Here is a 17,825-nt window from a genome sequence, read left to right as displayed (position 1 = left end):
TAACACGATATGGGAATTGCCCAGCAATAACCCGTCTTCCATCCTTAAAGAGATTGATTTTGCGAACACGAGAGATTATTAGCAATGAGTGCCACTGTCAAAACTTTAGTCAACCAGCCCTACAAATACGGCTTCGTTACAAATATCGAGGCAGACACTATTCCTCGTGGACTAAATGAGGACATCATCCGCATGATCTCCGCGAAGAAGAACGAGCCGGAGTTTATGTTGGAATTTCGCTTGCGAGCTTACCGCCAGTGGCAAAAAATGACAGAACCAACTTGGCCTAGTGTCAAGTATCCACCGATTGATTATCAAAATATTATCTATTACTCAGCACCCAAGCAAAAAGCTAAGAAGCAAAGCTTGGAAGAAGTAGATCCTACCCTTTTGGAAACCTTTGAAAAATTAGGCATTCCTTTATCAGAACAGAAGCGACTGGCAAATGTCGCTGTAGATGCCATTTTCGATAGTGTTTCCGTCGCCACCACCTTCAAGGAAAAGCTAGCCAAGGAAGGAGTAATTTTCTGCTCTATTTCCGAAGCATTGCAGGAATACCCAGAACTAGTGAAGAAGTACCTGGGTAGTGTGGTTCCAGTTGCAGATAACTACTTTGCGGCTTTAAACTCCGCAGTCTTCAGCGATGGTTCCTTTGTCTACATTCCCAAAGGCGTGAAATGCCCGATGGAATTGTCTACTTACTTCCGTATTAATAACGGTGAAACAGGGCAATTTGAGCGGACATTAATTGTTGCTGAGGAAGACAGCTACGTTTCTTACTTAGAAGGTTGTACGGCACCGATGTACGACAGCAACCAACTGCACGCGGCAGTTGTAGAACTCGTTGCTCTCGACAACGCTGAAATTAAATACTCCACCGTACAGAACTGGTACGCTGGAGATGAAAGCGGCAAAGGCGGTATTTACAACTTCGTCACCAAGCGCGGTTTGTGCCAAGGTGTCAATTCTAAGATTTCTTGGACGCAGGTGGAAACTGGTTCTGCTATTACTTGGAAGTATCCTAGCTGCGTGCTAGTGGGTGATAACTCTGTGGGTGAGTTTTACTCTGTAGCATTAACAAATAATATGCAGCAAGCCGATACTGGCACCAAAATGGTTCACATCGGTAAAAATACTCGCAGCACCATTATTTCTAAAGGAATTTCTGCTGGTAAATCAAGCAATAGCTATCGAGGTTTGGTAAAAATCGGCCCCAAAGCCCAAAAAGCGCGGAATTATTCTCAGTGTGACTCCATGCTAATTGGGGATAATGCCCATGCCAATACTTTCCCTTACATTCAAGTCCAAAATAATACTGGGAAGGTAGAACACGAAGCTTCTACTTCCAAAATAGGAGAGGATCAACTGTTTTACTTTGCACAGCGGGGCATTTCAGCAGAAGACGCAGTGAAGCTGATGATTAGCGGCTTCTGTAAGGATGTGTTTAATCACCTGCCGATGGAATTTGCTGTGGAAGCTGATAAGCTGTTGAGTTTGAAGTTGGAAGGTAGTGTTGGGTAAATCGAACATAGATAAACACAGATGCACATAGATGATTTATCTGTGTTTATCTGTGTGCATCTGTGGTTGAAATAAAAAATCGCCGTGACGCACAGAGCACATAGAAATAGAAGTAATAGAGAGAGAACATGATTATTGAAAATAGTGAAGTTGTGCTATCAGTTCGCGACTTGACAGCTGAGGTTAATGGGACACCAATTCTCAGAGGTGTAAATCTTGAGGTACGCTTAGGAGAAATCCATGCGATTATGGGGCCGAATGGTTCTGGTAAGAGTACCTTTTCTAAAGTGCTAGCTGGGCATCCGGCGTATGAAGTGACTGGCGGAGAGGTGATTTTCCAAGGGCAAAATCTACTAGAAATGGAACCAGAAGAACGCGCCAGAACTGGTATATTTTTAGCGTTTCAGTATCCTTTGGAAATTCCGGGCGTTAGCAATTTGGATTTCTTGCGTGTCTCTTACAATTCTCGCCGGAAAGCACAGGGATTGGAAGAATTGGACGCGTTTGATTTTGATGATCTAGTAGAGGAAAAGCTGGAAGTGGTGAAAATGGATGCCGCTTTTCTGAATCGAAGTGTGAATGAAGGTTTTTCTGGTGGTGAGAAAAAGCGGAATGAAATTTTGCAAATGGCGCTACTAGAGCCAAAGTTGGCTATTTTAGATGAAACAGATTCTGGTTTGGATATTGACGCGTTAAAAATAGTGGCGAATGGTGTCAATCAGTTGACTAACCCAGAGAATGCCACGATTATGATTACCCACTACCAGCGGTTACTTAACTACATTGTGCCGGATTACGTACACGTGATGGCACACGGACGGATTATTAAGTCGGGTGGTAAGGAGTTGGCGCTGGAATTAGAGAACCGTGGATATGATTGGCTGTTAGAAGAAGCTGCGATTGAGGTGGGTGTATAATGACAATTTCAGTTTCTCCCAGTCCTATACCTAACTCCAGTGAAGTTAGCTTGGCAACTACTTTGCTCAATCGAGATGCTTATCTAACTGAGTTATTAGATCGAGTAATTGCACCAAAAGTAGAAGGTTGGTTGCAACAAGTACGCGATCGCGCTGCTAGTTGGGTGCGTCATTCGGCTCTTCCCACCCCTCGCGATGAAGAATGGCGCTTTACTGATTTGTCCCCCCTACGGCAGGTAAAATTTACTGTACAAACAACATTAGGTGTGTCTGTACAACCAGACGCTCTTCCAGAAACTGCTAACTCTCGCTTGGTGTTCGTTAACGGTGTCTATGCACCAGAGTTATCAGCGATCGCTGCTTTGCCAGAGGGGGTAGTAATTAGCAATTTAGCTGATTTGCCTGTAGCTTACAGCCAGCGTGTGCAGCAATATTTAGCACAGTCTGAAGGGGCACTAGAAGTATTTACTGCCCTTAATACTGCTGGAATCAAAAATGTGGCAGTTATTTGGGTGCCTAAGAATGTAGTAGTGGAAACACCGATTCATTTAGTGTTTATTGCTGCTGGGGATGTAGCGGGGATTTCTTTACCGCGTTGCTTGGTGGTAGCGGAAAGTGGAGCGCAGGTGACTTTGGTGGAAGAATATAAAAACCACAAAGACGCAAAGAGCGCAAAGGAAGAGCTTTACTTTACCAATGCGGTGACGGAGATTTTTGTTGAGGAAAATGCTCAGGTAAATCACACGCGTTTGGAGTTGGATAGTACAGAGGCTTTTCATATTGGAAAGACAGCCGTTACCCAAGCACGCTATAGTCGCTATACCTGTAATGCCATTTCTTTGGGTGCAAAGTTGTCGCGGCACAATTTAGAAATTTTACAAACTGGCGAGCAAACGGAAACCACTCTCAATGGATTGACGATTATCGGTGGGAACCAGTTGGCAGATACTCACAGTGCGATCGCACTCAATTATCCTTATGGCACAAGTCGGCAATTACATAAGACAATAGTAGGCGATCGCGCTCATGCTGTATTTAATGGTAAAGTTTTTGTCCCCAAGCCCGCACAGCTTACAGACGCATCGCAGTTGAATCGTAATTTGCTACTATCGTCTAAAGCGAGAATTGATACTAAACCCCAACTAGAAATTACAGCAGATAATGTGAAATGCGCTCACGGTGCCACCGTCAGCCAACTAGAAGATGATGAAATCTTCTACCTGCAAAGCCGGTGTATCGATGAACAAGATGCCCGTAACTTACTAATTAATGCCTTCGCGGCTGAAATTATTAATCAAATTCCTGTCACCTCTTTGCGCGAAAGACTCACACAAACCGTCAATAGTCTACAGTCCAAAGCTTAAAACTATTGACTGTTGTACGGGCGGGTTTAATGAGAAATTGTATCTGCCCTGCTACTAATTAACTGGTAAAACCCGCCCCTACTAAACTTTTGACTATTAACCAATTAGACATGACCTTTACCCAAGAATTAACCCTTGCTGAAAAAGTCCGTTTTGACTTCCCGATCTTGCACCAGGAAGTCAACGGCAAACCCTTGGTTTATTTCGACAACGCTGCCACATCTCAAAAGCCTTTGCTCGTAATAGACACGCTGCGCGATTACTATGAGCACTACAATGCCAACGTACATCGCGGCGTACATACCTTGAGCGCTAAAGCTACCGATGCTTACGAAGCAGCGCGAGACAAAGTTGCTAAATTCGTTAATGCTAAATCGCGGCAGGAAATTGTCTTCACCCGCAATGCAACTGAGGCAATTAACTTGGTTGCTTATAGCTGGGGCATGAACAATTTACAGCAGGGAGACGAAATTATTCTGTCGGTGATGGAACACCACAGCAATATTGTTCCCTGGCAATTTGTCGCTGCCAAAACAGGTGCGGTGCTCAAATACGTGGAACTGACATCAGAAGAGACTTTTGATTTAGAACAGTTTCAAAAGCTGCTTTCTGAGAAAACAAAATTGGTGTCAGTAGTTCATGTTTCTAACACTTTGGGTTGTATCAATCCTGTGGAAGAAATTTGCAGCCTTGCACACCAGCACGACGCAAAAGTATTAATTGATGCTTGCCAAAGCGTGCCTCATATGCCTGTTGACGTACAGCAAATAGACTGTGACTGGTTGGTGGCATCCGGTCATAAAATGTGCGCTACGACTGGGGTTGGCTTTTTATGCGGGAAGCTGGAACTGCTGCAAGAAATGCCACCTTTTTTAGGTGGTGGCGAAATGATTGCGGAAGTATTTTTAGACTATTCTACCTACGCAGATTTACCACATAAATTTGAAGCTGGTACACCTGCCATCGGAGAAGCGATCGCTCTTGGTGCTGCGGTAGACTATCTTAGCGCCATTGGTATGGATAAAATTCACGCCTATGAAGCAGAATTGACTGCTTATTTATTCCAACAGTTAGAAAAAATACCTCAAATTAAAATCTACGGCCCTCAACCAGATGCTAAAGGTGAAGGTAGAGCAGCTCTTGCTGCATTCACTGTGGCAGAAGTTCACGCTAACGACTTATCGACATTATTAGATCAAGAAGGTATTGCCATCCGTTCGGGGCACCACTGTACACAACCCTTACATCGTTACTTAGGTGCTGCTGCCACCGCACGGGCAAGTTTATCTTTCTATAATACCCGTGAGGAAATAGATGTTTTTATTAAGGCGTTAAAGGAAACTATTGACTTTTTTACTGGGATTTTCGGTTAATTCCTATCTTGTCCCCTGTCCCCTGTCACCTGTACCCTGTTACTCTTTAACAACAATCGGCAACCGTACAGTAAAAGTAGAACCTACACCCTGCTCGCTAGTTACAAAAATTTCTCCTCCCATCATATGGCAAAAGTGCCGGCTAATTGCTAATCCCAGTCCGGTACCGCCATATTTTTTTGTCGTTGAGGCATCTCCTTGGGTAAAGGGTTGAAATAACTGTTGCTGTTGTTTTTGAGACATACCAATCCCCGTGTCACTGACTACAAAAGTAATCTTGCCACTAGTCTCTTCCTCTAATGAGTAATCTTTTTCCCGCTTGATTTTCAGCTTAACTTTACCGTTAGTGGTAAATTTGGCAGCATTACTCAGCAGGTTGTAAAGTACCTGCCGCAGCTTAGTCTGATCGGTATGCATAATGCCTAATTCATGATCGTAATCAATCTCTAATACATTGCCATTTTTCTCTACCAAAGGCTTAACTGTAAGGACGACATTATTAATTAACGTCATCAAGTCAAATGTCTCTGAGTAAAAAGTCATTTTACCCGCTTCAATTTTCGACAAGTCAAGAATGTCGTTAATCAATGTCAGCAGATGTTTACCTGCGGAGTTGATAGAGTCAAGATCGTTAATAAAATCTTCTGCTAAACCCATATCAACAGCATCATCTTCCAAGAGTTGACTCAAGCCAATAATCGCATTCAACGGAGTGCGTAATTCATGGCTAATATTAGCCAAAAACTGACTTTTAGCTTTACTGGCAGCTTCTGCAAGTTCTTTGGCGTTTTCTAGTTCTTTAGTGTGCTTGGAGACTTGCTCAATAAGGCGATTGAGAGATTTAGCAAGCAAACCAATTTCATCTTCTGTAGTAATCGGCGCTCGTAAATCAAAATTTGATTTTTGTGCCACCTGTTCGGCAACTTGAGTTACGGTGATTACTGGTTCAGCGATCGCGCGAGAAGTACGCCAAGCCACAACAGCAGCAATTCCTACCGACACAAGCATACTAGCTATAACTATTAATCTCTCAATTCCTTTTGCCTGTTCTACATCTATTGTCATTACCTGCTCTTGCTGTTGGGCACTTTGCAGGATATTAGTTAATTGTCCAGATAGTTGCTCTAGGCGTGCAGCTTTTTCACCACCCATCACAGCCAGCAATTGGCTTTGTACTGCTACTACCTGTTCAGGCTGTAACTGCTGCTCGTTTATCGGTTCTAAAATCGCATTGATTTGTTGAACGTAAGCATCTAAAGTAGTCGCGTAAGTTTGTAATAAAGTTTTTAAAGTGGCTTCAGTTGCTGCCAATCTCCTTGGTTTACTCTCTAAAAAATCTATAATTTGACGTTCAATTTTCTTTGTTTCATCAATATTTCTCAAAAATTCGGCTCTTTTGGACGCTAGCCTTTCTGGCTCTTCTACTACAGCAGGCAAATAGGCGCTATTCAATTGTGCTCCAAACACCGCATCTCTATAACCAGTCAGCATTTGTGTTTGGTAATGGGCATGATTAAATTGCCTGATTTCTCGCGCTCGGTAGTAGTTTGCGACTATCAATCCAGCAACAGAACCAAGACAGCCAATTCCAATGGCTAGAAAATAGCCATAACCTATTTTTTGATGAATGCGCCAAGAACTAGCTTTTAATTTCCCTCGTGAGGGAAATTCTATAGTCGGGAGTTCGTCGGTAGAGGGCTGATCGACTGACACTTTTTTGCTTTATGAACTGCTGTCAACAGCGGTTGGCTTTTGAGTTTGTATACCTCAAATTTCTGTTGCCCTCCCGCCAAAAAAACCGTCTACATTATTTTTATAGCAAGAGCAACTCCTCACTCTCTATATAGTAAGCATGGTAAGCATGGTATTGATGATATTTAAGTAGTTTTTATATATATGTAAATTTTTGACAAACCAGATCGGGGACTGAAGAAGACACGGAGAAGAATTCTCCCCCATCTTCCCCATCTTCCCTATCTTCCTCATCTGTTCCTCTCCCACTCTTCTTCCTAATCCCTAGTCCCCAGTCCCTAGCCCCCAGCCCCTATTTTCAAGCTCAAGCCCTCTCTATCTTGACAGACAAAGAGGGCAAATCGGCAAAGCTAAAAGTCAAGTATTATGATTTTTGACTTTTCAGTTTTTGCTTCTAAGTTTAGGGTTAGGCGATCGCTGCTGATAATTGCTTGCTAACTGCTCCCTTCAAAAGTTCCGCTTTATCGGTACGCTCCCAAGGCAAGTCTAAATCAGTCCGGCCAAAGTGACCATAAGCAGCGACGTCCTGATAAAAACGTCCGCCTCGCTCACTGGGCAGGTTGCGTAAATTAAAGACGTGGATAATCCCTGCTGGACGCAGTTCAAAATGCTCTTGGATTAGATCGAGCAAGATTTGCTCATCCACTTTGCTGGTGCCAAAGGTATCGACCATAATGCTCACAGGACGTGCTACACCAATGGCATAACTAAGTTGAACTTCGCATTTTTCTGCTAACCCGGCAGCAACAATATTTTTTGCCGCATATCTACAAGCATAAGCTGCACTGCGGTCTACTTTGGTGGGATCTTTGCCAGAAAATGCTCCGCCGCCATGCCTGGAATAACCACCGTAGGTATCGACAATAATTTTGCGCCCAGTTAAGCCAGAATCTCCTTGTGGCCCGCCGATGACGAATTTACCCGTAGGATTGACTAAAAAGCGGGTATTCTCGTCTGGCTGAATACTTAAGTCTCCAAACACAGGCTGGACTACAGATGACCAAAGATCTTGTTTGATTTTGGCTTGCACTGCCGCCTCATCAGTAATATCACCAATAGTGGGTGTGTGCTGTGTGGAGATGAGAATCGTATCAATACCTACAGGGCGTCCATCTTCATAAACCACGCTGACCTGAGTTTTACCATCAGGACGTAGGTATGATAGATCGCCAGTCTTGCGAACTGCCGCCAATCGGCGAGCAATACGGTGAGCGAGACTGATAGGTAAAGGCATCAGTTCGGGTGTTTCGTTACAAGCAAAGCCAAACATAATACCCTGATCACCCGCCCCAATCTTGTCAAAAAGTTCCTCACTATCCTGACGAGCTTCTTGGGCAGCGTTTACACCTTGGGCAATATCAGGTGATTGTTCGTCCAAGGCTACCATGACTGAGCAGCTATTAGCACAGAAGCCGTTAACGGCATCAGTGTAGCCAATCTCAGCAATTTTCTTGCGGGCAATATTTACATAATTGGCATTGGCTTTGGTGGTAATTTCACCAGTAATTAGTACCAAGCCAGTATTAACAACAACCTCAGCCGCAACCCGGCTACTAGGATCTTGTGTAAGTAAGGCATCTAGAATGGCATCAGAAATCTGATCGCAGATTTTGTCTGGATGACCTTCGGTAACTGACTCGGAGGTAAATAGATAACGTCGAGACAATTTTTAATCCTCCTAAAAAGGTTACGTAGCTGATCCAATATTGACATTTAAATCAGCTACCTTAATCTGCGATCATATCAATATTTTCACAATTAGCAGTTCGAGATACACACGAACTTTATCAAAACCACTTATTGTCTTAAACTAAATACAACTGAGGTGACTTTTTTGCTGAATAAGCGACTGATGCGATCGCCCATAAAAAATAAAAAAAAGGAGGACGCAACAGCGTCCCCAAGACATTTGACACAAATATTGAGCTTCTAAACTTGAACTGCCATTTTTGCTTCCTTTGCTGTCAAACGCTCGTAGGCAGCACGCATTTTCAAGCCTGTCAGGACTTGGAATAAACCAGTACCGTTATTGGAGCCAGGGTACTCACGATGCTGGAGCAATAGGTGAGTCATCTCGCCTTGGTACTTAGTAGAAGTGTTACTCAGATGGGTTTCGATGTAAATTACTTCATCTAGGTTGTCAAATTGTCCATCTACTTCTAATACCGAGACGTAGCGACCGTAGTACACATCCGAACCGTAGTACATTTGCATACCAGGATAAGAACAAGTCAGCTTGCGTCCGCAAGGAGTCCAGTGAATGGTGGAACCTTCATCAAACAGATACACTGGCTCGAAGCCTTCCTTACCCTCGCGCTGTAGCATCCGTACCCGCAGAACTTTACGTTCTTTATCCTCTTTAATCAGATTGGTGGGTAATACCTGGAGAACTACATCCGCAAATTCTCTTTGTGGCTCGATGTACTTCTGAAAATCTGGTTTGCGGGAATTGATTTGAGCTAAAACATCTTCATATTTGTGACCGCGTTCTGCCATGTCTCGCTGGATTTTCCAAGCGATTTTGACTTCATCACTAATATCAAAATAGACACTGAAGTCAATTAGCGATCGCACGCGTTCATCATATAAAGGATGCAAACCTTCAATGACTATAATGTGATTCGGTTCTATTAACTCTGGAGGATCGATTAGGCCGGTTTCGTGGTTGTAAATCGGCTTCATTATAGATTGACCTTCTTTGAGCGCTTTGATTTGCTCATACATCAGGTCAAAATTGTTCGCTCTAGGATCTAAAGCAGTTATTCCTGTTTCTTTACGCTGTTTTCTATCCAGACAATGATAGTCATCCAAACAGATGACTGTCATTAATTCTTCACCAAATAAATCTATAAGACGACGCAAAAACGTAGATTTACCACATCCGGAGTCTCCGGCTACTCCAATCAATACCACGCGTTCCGGCTTATTAGTCATAAATCTCCTTTAGTTACTAAAGTTGAGTCAATCAATATTTTTCACACCTGAAGACATGAAGCCAGGAGTTTACCCCTCTGGTTTATCCTGCGTTATTGCCACTCAGCAGCGCCATAAGACATTGGACGGGTAGACATAAAATTGTAACTGTTACCCGTCTAGCAATGTCTAAAATCGTTGCTGGTAAGTATTTAGTCCTAGTGATATATTGAATTTTAACAGAAGGAAGTACTCTATACAAGGCTTGCTATTGGGAAGAATGATGTTTGTGGGATCGCACTAGGGACTGGTTTCCAGTCAAAATATACATCTCATCACTTACCCATCAAAGAGTTAAGTAACCTACAGATGTAACTTGTAATTCTAAGCTTTGTTAATTTAAGTTTATAAAGTATTTTTGCTTTTCAAAAATTATTTTTAATTTTACAGCGAGCAGTTCATTTTACACAGATATTTTTGAAAGCGATATTTTTATCTATCTCAAGAAGTAAATAAGTCAAGCGAGAGCAAAAAAGAGCTAGTTTTTGACACTAAATTTGTTTATCTGCCCAAAGATACAGTTTTCTTGCTTTTTTAGCGCAACAGTAGTGTACTGAATAGAGGTTGACAGATTTTTCACATCAAGTAAGACTTATTATAGTTGCTTAATATAACTTCTATTCAGAATACTTATAGCTAATACTTAACCGTGGTTGTGTGAATCACCATGACCAGTGCTTAAGTGTAGTTATTAAGTAGTCTGGTTGAAACTCCCCAATCGATGTTTTTCTCTGAGGAGGAAAACTTCTAAGCTAGAGTTAGGAGTTTGAGGAGAAAAATCAAAACAAATCGGAATTAGCCTTCCAGATTTGGAAATTTAGAGTCTTCTGCCCAAGAGCGGACGTAGGTTGGCTACTTCACGCAATCTCTCTTGTAAAGATGCCATATCACGAAAAATAAATAAAATTGACTCATTATTAACATTCTCCAAAGAACTTATCCTCTACCTTAGAAGGTGAACAGGTGTGACTTTTTCCATACCTTGATGTCTTTGGCGAGTGTTTTTAAAAGCATTGGCTTGTGATGCCACTTTCCCAAGGTCAGCTATTTCTGTCCGGAATTCCGGTAAACTAAGTCTGACAGATGGTGGAAATAGTTTTTTTGAGAAACGGTTAAGTAAATATCGGAGTGGTAGAACTAATGTACTATCAAGGTGCTGTTGAAGGAGCTGCCAATACAGAATCAGGTAGCCGCGTCTTCGTGTACGAAGTGGTAGGCCTGCGTCAGAGCGAAGAAACTGATCAAACAAACTACCAAATTCGTAAGAGTGGCAGTGTGTTCATCAAAGTGCCTTACAACCGCATGAATCAGGAAATGCGACGCATCACTCGCCTGGGCGGCAGAATTGTTAGCATACAATCGGTTGGGGTTTTACAACAAGTCAATGGTAAAGCTGCATCTGGAGTTGCTAACAGCGAAGCGATGAGCCAAGCCACATCTGCTAATTCTGCCGAACGAGAAGGAAATGGTAAAGCCACACCTGTGAATGCTGGCAGTGAAGTGAAAGGCTCTGCCGAATCACCAGCCCAGTCACAGCCCAAGAAGAAGGATACGAAAGGCAACACCATGACTCAAGCGAAAGCCAAACACGCTGATGTTCCTGTAAACCTTTACCGCCCGAATGCTCCATTCATTGGTAAATGTATATCTAATGAAGCATTAGTAAAAGAAGGCGGGATTGGTATCGTTCAGCATATCAAATTCGACCTCACTGGCGGCGATTTACGCTATGTAGAAGGCCAAAGCATTGGTATTATTCCGCCGGGAGTAGACAAGAACGGCAAACCAGAAAAACTGAGACTGTACTCGATCGCCTCCACACGCCACGGTGATGATGTAGATGACAAAACTGTATCATTGTGCGTCCGTCAATTGGAGTACAAGCACCCAGAAACTGGCGAAACAGTATACGGTGTATGCTCAACTTATCTATGTAACCTCAAGCCTGGAGATGATGTCAAAATCACAGGCCCGGTGGGTAAAGAAATGTTATTACCCCCTGACGAAGATGCCAACGTTATTATGATGGCAACAGGAACGGGTATTGCTCCAATGCGAGCTTATCTGTGGCGGATGTTCAAGGATAACGAAAGATCTGTTAACCCAGAATATCAGTTTAAAGGCTTTTCTTGGTTAATATTTGGTGTTCCTACAACTCCCAACATCCTCTATAAGGAAGAATTGGAAGAAATCCAAGCGAAATATCCTGACAACTTCCGTCTGACTTATGCCATCAGCCGCGAGCAGAAAAACGCCCAAGGCGGTAGGATGTACATTCAAGACCGTGTAGCAGAACACGCAGATGAGTTGTGGAATTTGATTAAAAACGAGAAAACACACACATATATCTGCGGTTTGCGGGGTATGGAAGATGGTATTGATGCGGCGTTAACAGCGGCAGCAGCTAAAGAGGGTGTAACCTGGAGTGATTACCAAAAAGAACTGAAAAAAGCTGGTCGCTGGCACGTAGAAACATACTAATTTGGTCATTAGTTATTAGTCATTGGTCATTAGTGAGCTAGCGCACAAAATAGGGGATTTCCCCATGAGTGGCTGGCAAACCCGTAAGGGTCATTTAATTACAAAGGACAAATGACAAATAACACTAGTAGGGTGGGCAAGACCCACCCTACAATTATTGTTGGTGAAATTGGGTTAAAATTCGTGGGTGTAAAGCTGGGAATACTGGGATTAGGTACGGTAGGCACGGGTACGGTGCAGCTTTTACAAGATAGTGCCGGACGTCACCCTTTACTACAGGATATAGAAATATATCGAGTGGGAGTGCGATCGCTTGATAAAAACCGTGCTGTAAAGTTGCCAGAATCGGTATTAATAACAGATTTAGAAGCTATTGTCAACGATCCACAGGTAGAAATTGTGGTAGAGGTGATGGGTGGACTTGAACCAGCGCGATCGCTCATTCTCAAAGCTATTGAAAACGGCAAGCACGTTGTCACTGCTAATAAAGCAGTAATTTCTCGCTTTGGCGCGGAAATTTTTACTGCTGCCAACCAAGCTGGTGTATACGTGATGCTAGAAGCTGCTGTCGGTGGTGGTATACCTGTAATTCAACCCCTCAAGCAGTCCTTAAGTGTCAACTGTATTCACACCGTCACTGGCATAGTCAACGGTACAACCAATTATATTCTCACACGGATGCAGACAGAAGGCAGCGATTTTAGCGATGTCTTAACTGATGCCCAGCGATTAGGTTATGCGGAAGCCGATCCAACTGCTGATATTGATGGCTTGGACGCCGCCGATAAAATTGCTATTCTTGCTTCATTAGCCTTTGATGGACGTATCAAACTTCAAGATGTTTATTGTGAGGGCATTCGGCAAGTAAGCAAGACAGATATTGCCTATGCCGAAAAACTAGGATTTGTAATCAAACTGTTAGCCATCGCCAACAAAGTTAATCCCCCTGCAATTTCTATCCGAGTTCATCCAACTTTAGTTCCTAAAGCTCATCCTTTAGCTAGCATTAACGGCGTTTATAACGCCATCTTAGTAGAAGGTGAACCAATCGGACAGGTAATGTTTTTTGGCCCTGGTGCTGGTGCTGGGGCAACTGCTAGCGCCGTAGCTTCGGATATTTTGAATTTAGCAGCAACATTAAAAGCCAGTACAACAACACCAAATCCCTTACTAACTTGTAGGCATCAAGACTACTGCCAAATAGCTCCCATAGAAGAACTAGTTACCAGATTTTACGCTCGTTTTCTGACAAAAGACCAACCCGGAGTGATTGGTAAATTGGGTACTTGCTTTGGCAATTACGGCGTCAGTTTAGAGTCAGTTGTGCAAACAGGCTTTCAGGGAGAACTCGCAGAGATTGTTGTTGTTACCCACGATGTGAGAGAAGGAGATTTTCGACAAGCTTTAGCAGAAATTCATACCTTAGAAGCCGTAGATAGTATTCCCAGCTTGCTACGAGTATTATGAAGGGATTAGTTAGTAGTTGGTTGATAGTAATTGGTAATTAGTAATTAGTAATTATTCATTGGTCATTAGTTTTCTCTGCTAACTACTAACTACTAACTACTGTACGGGCGGGTTTAAAAGATAAATTGTCGGTTTTAACCGTTCATATAATCAACAAAACCCGCACGGCAGTCGCACTCGACGCGCTTAAACCGACGCCAGGTGCTACAACGGGGGGAACCCCCGCAACGCACTGGCTCCGCAAGGGCGCGCTGCCTCCCCTACTAGCCACTAACACTCCCTAATTATGGCTTAATTAGTTAAATGCACATTGTACTGTTATCAGGGTAATTACAATGACAAATATGCCTCCCGATCCCAAGTCATCTCAAACAAATGTCCTTGGCTTCGATGAATTTATTGGCATTTTAGTTGCCTTTACCAGTATTGGGGCAGTTCTTTTTTGGTCATTTTTCCGCAATTATTCTGCCTGGAACTTACCTGGCATACTCTTGCCATCTCCTAATCTATCAGCAACTCCTACTGCTCCTACTCAAAACACTCCTCCTGCGGTGATGCCTCTTCCCAGTGTTGCTCCATCTGAGTTACCTAAGAGGCAAACGCCTTTCCAATCCTCCTCCAATCCCGCCAAAAAATTTCCACTGGTTATTCCTACTGAGAAAAAATCCACTATTCCTCCGCCGATCGCTTTCACCGATGTACCCAACAACTTTTGGGCAAGTCGTTTTATCAACGCCCTTTCCTCTCGCAATATTATTAAAGGCTATCAAGATAATTCATTTCGACCAAATCAACCTGTCACCCGCGCGGAATTTGCCGCCATACTCCAACAGGCTTTTGAAAATGAACTAGGAAAAACCAAAAACAAAATTTCTTTTCAAGACATACCAAATCGGTTCTGGGCAACCTCAGCAATTGACTTAGCTATTAGTACTGGATTCTTAAAAGGTTACCCTAACAATACCTTTAAAGCACAAAAAAATATACCAAGAGTAGAAGTTTTAGTAGCTCTTGCTAGTGGACTAAATTTAAATACTCCCACTTCTGGGACTAAAATTTTAAATATTTACCAAGATGCTAAACAAATTCCAACTTATGCGCGCAATAAAGTAGCCGCAGCTACAGAAAATGGTCTTGTCATAAACTATCCAAATCCAAAAGTTTTTGCTCCTAATAAAGAAGCTACCCGTGCTGAGGTAGCAGCAATGATTCATCAAGCTTTGGTGCTAATAGGAAGGTTAGACAGGGTTCCATCTCAAAAAATTGTAAAATTACCTGAATAGACCAAAAAAAATTAAAGTGGTCAAGAGTTAATGTAATTCTTCTTGACCACCTGTAGATAGAGGAGGCAATACCTAGCAGTAATTCATAGCGCACTAGCAGTCAAAATTGCTATCTGCACTGAACTACTTAGATTTTAAGCATCTTTACCAACAACTTGCGATTTCAGGGTGGCAAGTTCATCGGTTAGCTCTTGCCTGGTTGAGGCTTTGAGTAAATAGCGGTAAACAAACCATGCAGAGTAACCAATACCAATCAATTCAAAAGTTGGTGCTACTAAGGGAATATCATTCAAAGCATCTAAAATCGCCAAAACAACTTTCACAGCCACAATTGCTGTCACAATTAAACCAAAGGTAATCAGTGGCTGTTTGTACTTGTTAAAAAAGGTTCCCAGATATTCAGGCAGTGTCGCTAAAAAACTAGAGGCTATTTCTCCATATTTGAGCCATTGTTCTTGAGTCTGCGCGCCGGGTTGGATTTTTGTTATGGTTCCCGTTTGATTGTTGATTTCTGTCATCATTGCCTCTGGAGATTTGGTTTCCACTACTTCCGGTTCTTGCATTTCCGCTCCCATAATTTTGACAGTTGAATTACTCTTATCCGGACTAATTACAACCAAAAGGCTGTTAGTAGGCGATGCATAGGGCATCACTACAACAGATTTTTGGGCACAAAGAGGCTCTAGTTGCCTATAACCATAATTGCCCTTTAACCACTATTTCATCAACTACTGTTGATAAACTAAGTAGTCAGGTAGTAGTTATGACACGGAAGGATAAACTTGAAACTAGTATTTTGAGTTCTTTTTTGTCAAACTAAAATTCTGAGTTTGCTGTTATCCAATACACTGTAGGTTGCATGCCATCGTACTTAAATCAGTACAAATCATGCAAAAAATTAGATCACCTCTTACTTTATACAAGTTTAGATGCAGATCTTACCGGATATTTAGGCAATCTTAAGCTGCTATTCTCAATTGAAAAATTGTTATTGATATAAATATGTAATAAAAGTTTTTATGAATTTAAAAGCTCTAGACTTTTTAGCTATTTTATGATATGCAAATAGGGCTAACAAAGAAAAGTAATTAGTAAGTCCGCTGATATCTTGCGCCCTGCTCAATAACTGTAGGGTGGGTATTGCTTGTAAAAACTTGAAAATTTTACCCCTGAAGACGCCCCTTAAGGGCATTTTCAAGGGAGAGTTTGGTCTTGAGATTAAGAATTACTCTGTCAAAAAATTTTGCTGCAACAGGTGTTACTGAACAACTTAACCAATAGTTATTAGTTCATCGATAAAAACAACCAAATTATTCTGGCTTATATGTCTCTATCTGCTGATCCCAATCAGGAATTTCCGCATTGTCACCACCAATACCAATTCCTGTGTTGTATATGTCGGCATTAGTGATAGTGAGGTTATTCATTGATGCGCCATATACATTAGAGTCAGAAATCATGGCGTTAGTAAAATTGACGCCATTGAGATTGGCTTTCTTGAAATTAACATTGGTTGCAAAAGCCGACTTGAGGTTGGCTCCTTGAAGATTTGCACCAGTAAAATCGGCACCTTCAATATTCGCTTCTTCCAAGTTAGCTCCTTGAAGATTGGCACCTCTCAAATCAGCACCAATCAAATGAGCTCCACTGAGATCGGCTCCTGATAAATCGCACTGGATACATTCCCCAGTTGATAAAAGCTTTTGTACTTGCTGCGGATTTGCAGCGCTTACTACGCTGGTAAAGAACAGGGGAGTCACTAAAGTGAGAGCTGCTAGAAGCTTGGTTTTCATATTTCCCCCTTATTTATTTAGTTAACATGCTTCCGTTCTTTTCCTCACATTTTCATTGTCTCACTAAACTGAATGTGAAATATTGATCTATATCACACTTAGTTAGCGATCGCATTCAATTTTTACATCATAACTAATCAAAAATATTTAGTCATTAATTTGACTAAATATCTCTGTTCCCAAATGTATATGACTGAACTAGGAACTATAAAAATCCAAAGTTATTGAAGTTAAATCTGTTTTTATTTCCTAACAAAGTCATGAAATAAAAACAATGTTTTTCCCTCTACTTTAGAAATCTGAGTGACATGACTGTCATTTCTATCAGATAGTTAATTGTGTAGACAACCGGGATATCTCTGATTTTTTCAAAAATAATATTACATCTGAAGGTGAAAATATTTGACATTGACTAAATTTTTTATACAATAATTTATTAAACTCAATAGTCAAAGTTGTTTTTTAATTAAGCATTTACAAAACTTTATAATATTTTAGATAATGAGATTTATACATCATAATTTCTATTTTATCTCTAAAGCGAGTAAATTAAAACTACAGAAGATATCAACTGTTGCAGGTTATTAGTCAAATTAAAGATAAATTATATGAAATACATTAACTCCGTGTAACTTATCCTAAAACTTTAAATTTCGCTTTATCAATCGGCAGTTTTAGCTATTTAGAGATGGCATAATTATAGTCAATTTAACAAAAAATTAATATACCAAAATAGCTATTTTTTCATATCCAGAAACTCTTAAGATTTCAACTGATATTGAAGTGTAAAAATAAATAATAGTTTAAGAAAGTGTACTACAGTATTAATACTAAGTAGTCTGAATATTAAAAACAGACAAAAAGTTATCTACATCACAATAATTAAATTAACCAAAAAATC

General features: G+C 41.5%; 12 protein-coding genes. 7 read left to right on the top strand and 5 right to left on the bottom strand.

The window, feature by feature from the left end; genetic code table 11:
* Positions 1-84: 84 nt before the first annotated feature.
* From sufB to UYC_RS0113880, 4 genes are all read left to right on the top strand, one after another.
* Complete coding sequence (gene sufB, locus UYC_RS0113895; protein WP_016876439.1) at positions 85-1,521, top strand: Fe-S cluster assembly protein SufB; 1,437 nt, start codon at positions 85-87, stop codon at positions 1,519-1,521.
* Positions 1,522-1,649: 128 nt separating this feature from the next.
* The gene (gene sufC, locus UYC_RS0113890) at positions 1,650-2,438 is read left to right on the top strand and encodes a Fe-S cluster assembly ATPase SufC (protein ID WP_016876438.1); all 789 of its coding nucleotides are present in this window, start codon (positions 1,650-1,652) and stop codon (positions 2,436-2,438) included.
* On the top strand, positions 2,438-3,802 hold the full coding sequence (gene sufD / locus UYC_RS0113885; RefSeq protein ID WP_016876437.1) for a Fe-S cluster assembly protein SufD: 1,365 nt from the start codon (positions 2,438-2,440) through the stop codon (positions 3,800-3,802). Before sufC ends, sufD begins: the two co-directional genes overlap by 1 nt.
* A gap of 110 nt (positions 3,803-3,912) precedes the next feature.
* Positions 3,913-5,175, top strand: coding sequence for a cysteine desulfurase (locus tag UYC_RS0113880; RefSeq protein WP_016879545.1), 1,263 nt, complete (start codon positions 3,913-3,915; stop codon positions 5,173-5,175).
* A gap of 39 nt (positions 5,176-5,214) precedes the next feature.
* On the opposite strand, the gene UYC_RS0113875 is transcribed toward UYC_RS0113880, so the two are convergent.
* The 3 genes from UYC_RS0113875 to UYC_RS0113865 all read right to left on the bottom strand — a co-directional run bounded on the left by UYC_RS0113875 (position 5,215) and on the right by UYC_RS0113865 (position 9,861).
* Positions 5,215-6,888: a sensor histidine kinase gene (locus tag UYC_RS0113875; RefSeq protein ID WP_016876435.1), complete on the bottom strand. Its 1,674-nt coding sequence runs from the start codon at positions 6,886-6,888 to the stop codon at positions 5,215-5,217.
* 445 nt (positions 6,889-7,333) lie between these two features.
* Positions 7,334-8,593 (bottom strand): methionine adenosyltransferase, encoded by a 1,260-nt coding sequence (gene metK, locus UYC_RS0113870; RefSeq protein WP_016876434.1) that lies wholly within the window; start codon positions 8,591-8,593, stop codon positions 7,334-7,336.
* A gap of 263 nt (positions 8,594-8,856) precedes the next feature.
* The gene (locus UYC_RS0113865) at positions 8,857-9,861 is read right to left on the bottom strand and encodes a phosphoribulokinase (RefSeq protein ID WP_016876433.1); all 1,005 of its coding nucleotides are present in this window, start codon (positions 9,859-9,861) and stop codon (positions 8,857-8,859) included.
* A gap of 1,179 nt (positions 9,862-11,040) precedes the next feature.
* Here UYC_RS0113865 and petH point away from each other — a divergent pair.
* The 3 genes from petH to UYC_RS0113850 all read left to right on the top strand — a co-directional run bounded on the left by petH (position 11,041) and on the right by UYC_RS0113850 (position 15,131).
* Positions 11,041-12,381 (top strand): ferredoxin--NADP reductase, encoded by a 1,341-nt coding sequence (gene petH / locus UYC_RS0113860; protein ID WP_016879543.1) that lies wholly within the window; start codon positions 11,041-11,043, stop codon positions 12,379-12,381.
* Between the two features lie 183 nt (positions 12,382-12,564).
* A complete protein-coding gene (locus tag UYC_RS0113855; protein ID WP_026087791.1) occupies positions 12,565-13,848 on the top strand; it encodes a homoserine dehydrogenase in 1,284 nt (427 codons plus the stop codon).
* Between the two features lie 335 nt (positions 13,849-14,183).
* Positions 14,184-15,131, top strand: coding sequence for an S-layer homology domain-containing protein (locus UYC_RS0113850; protein ID WP_016876430.1), 948 nt, complete (start codon positions 14,184-14,186; stop codon positions 15,129-15,131).
* 134 nt (positions 15,132-15,265) lie between these two features.
* Here the strand turns inward: UYC_RS0113850 and UYC_RS0113845 are convergent, their stop codons facing one another.
* Together UYC_RS0113845 and UYC_RS0113835 are read right to left on the bottom strand one after the other, a co-directional pair.
* Positions 15,266-15,706, bottom strand: a complete 441-nt coding sequence (locus tag UYC_RS0113845) for a CAAD domain-containing protein (protein WP_026087584.1) — start codon at positions 15,704-15,706, stop codon at positions 15,266-15,268.
* Positions 15,707-16,441: 735 nt separating this feature from the next.
* Positions 16,442-16,924 carry a pentapeptide repeat-containing protein gene (locus UYC_RS0113835; RefSeq protein ID WP_016876427.1) on the bottom strand — a complete coding sequence of 161 codons (483 nt, stop codon included), beginning with the start codon at positions 16,922-16,924 and terminating at the stop codon, positions 16,442-16,444.
* Between the last annotated feature and the right edge of the window lie 901 nt (positions 16,925-17,825).

This window comes from Chlorogloeopsis fritschii PCC 6912, from assembly GCF_000317285.1.
Taxonomy (GTDB): domain Bacteria; phylum Cyanobacteriota; class Cyanobacteriia; order Cyanobacteriales; family Nostocaceae; genus Chlorogloeopsis; species Chlorogloeopsis fritschii.
This window is presented reverse-complemented; position numbering and strand designations above follow the sequence as displayed.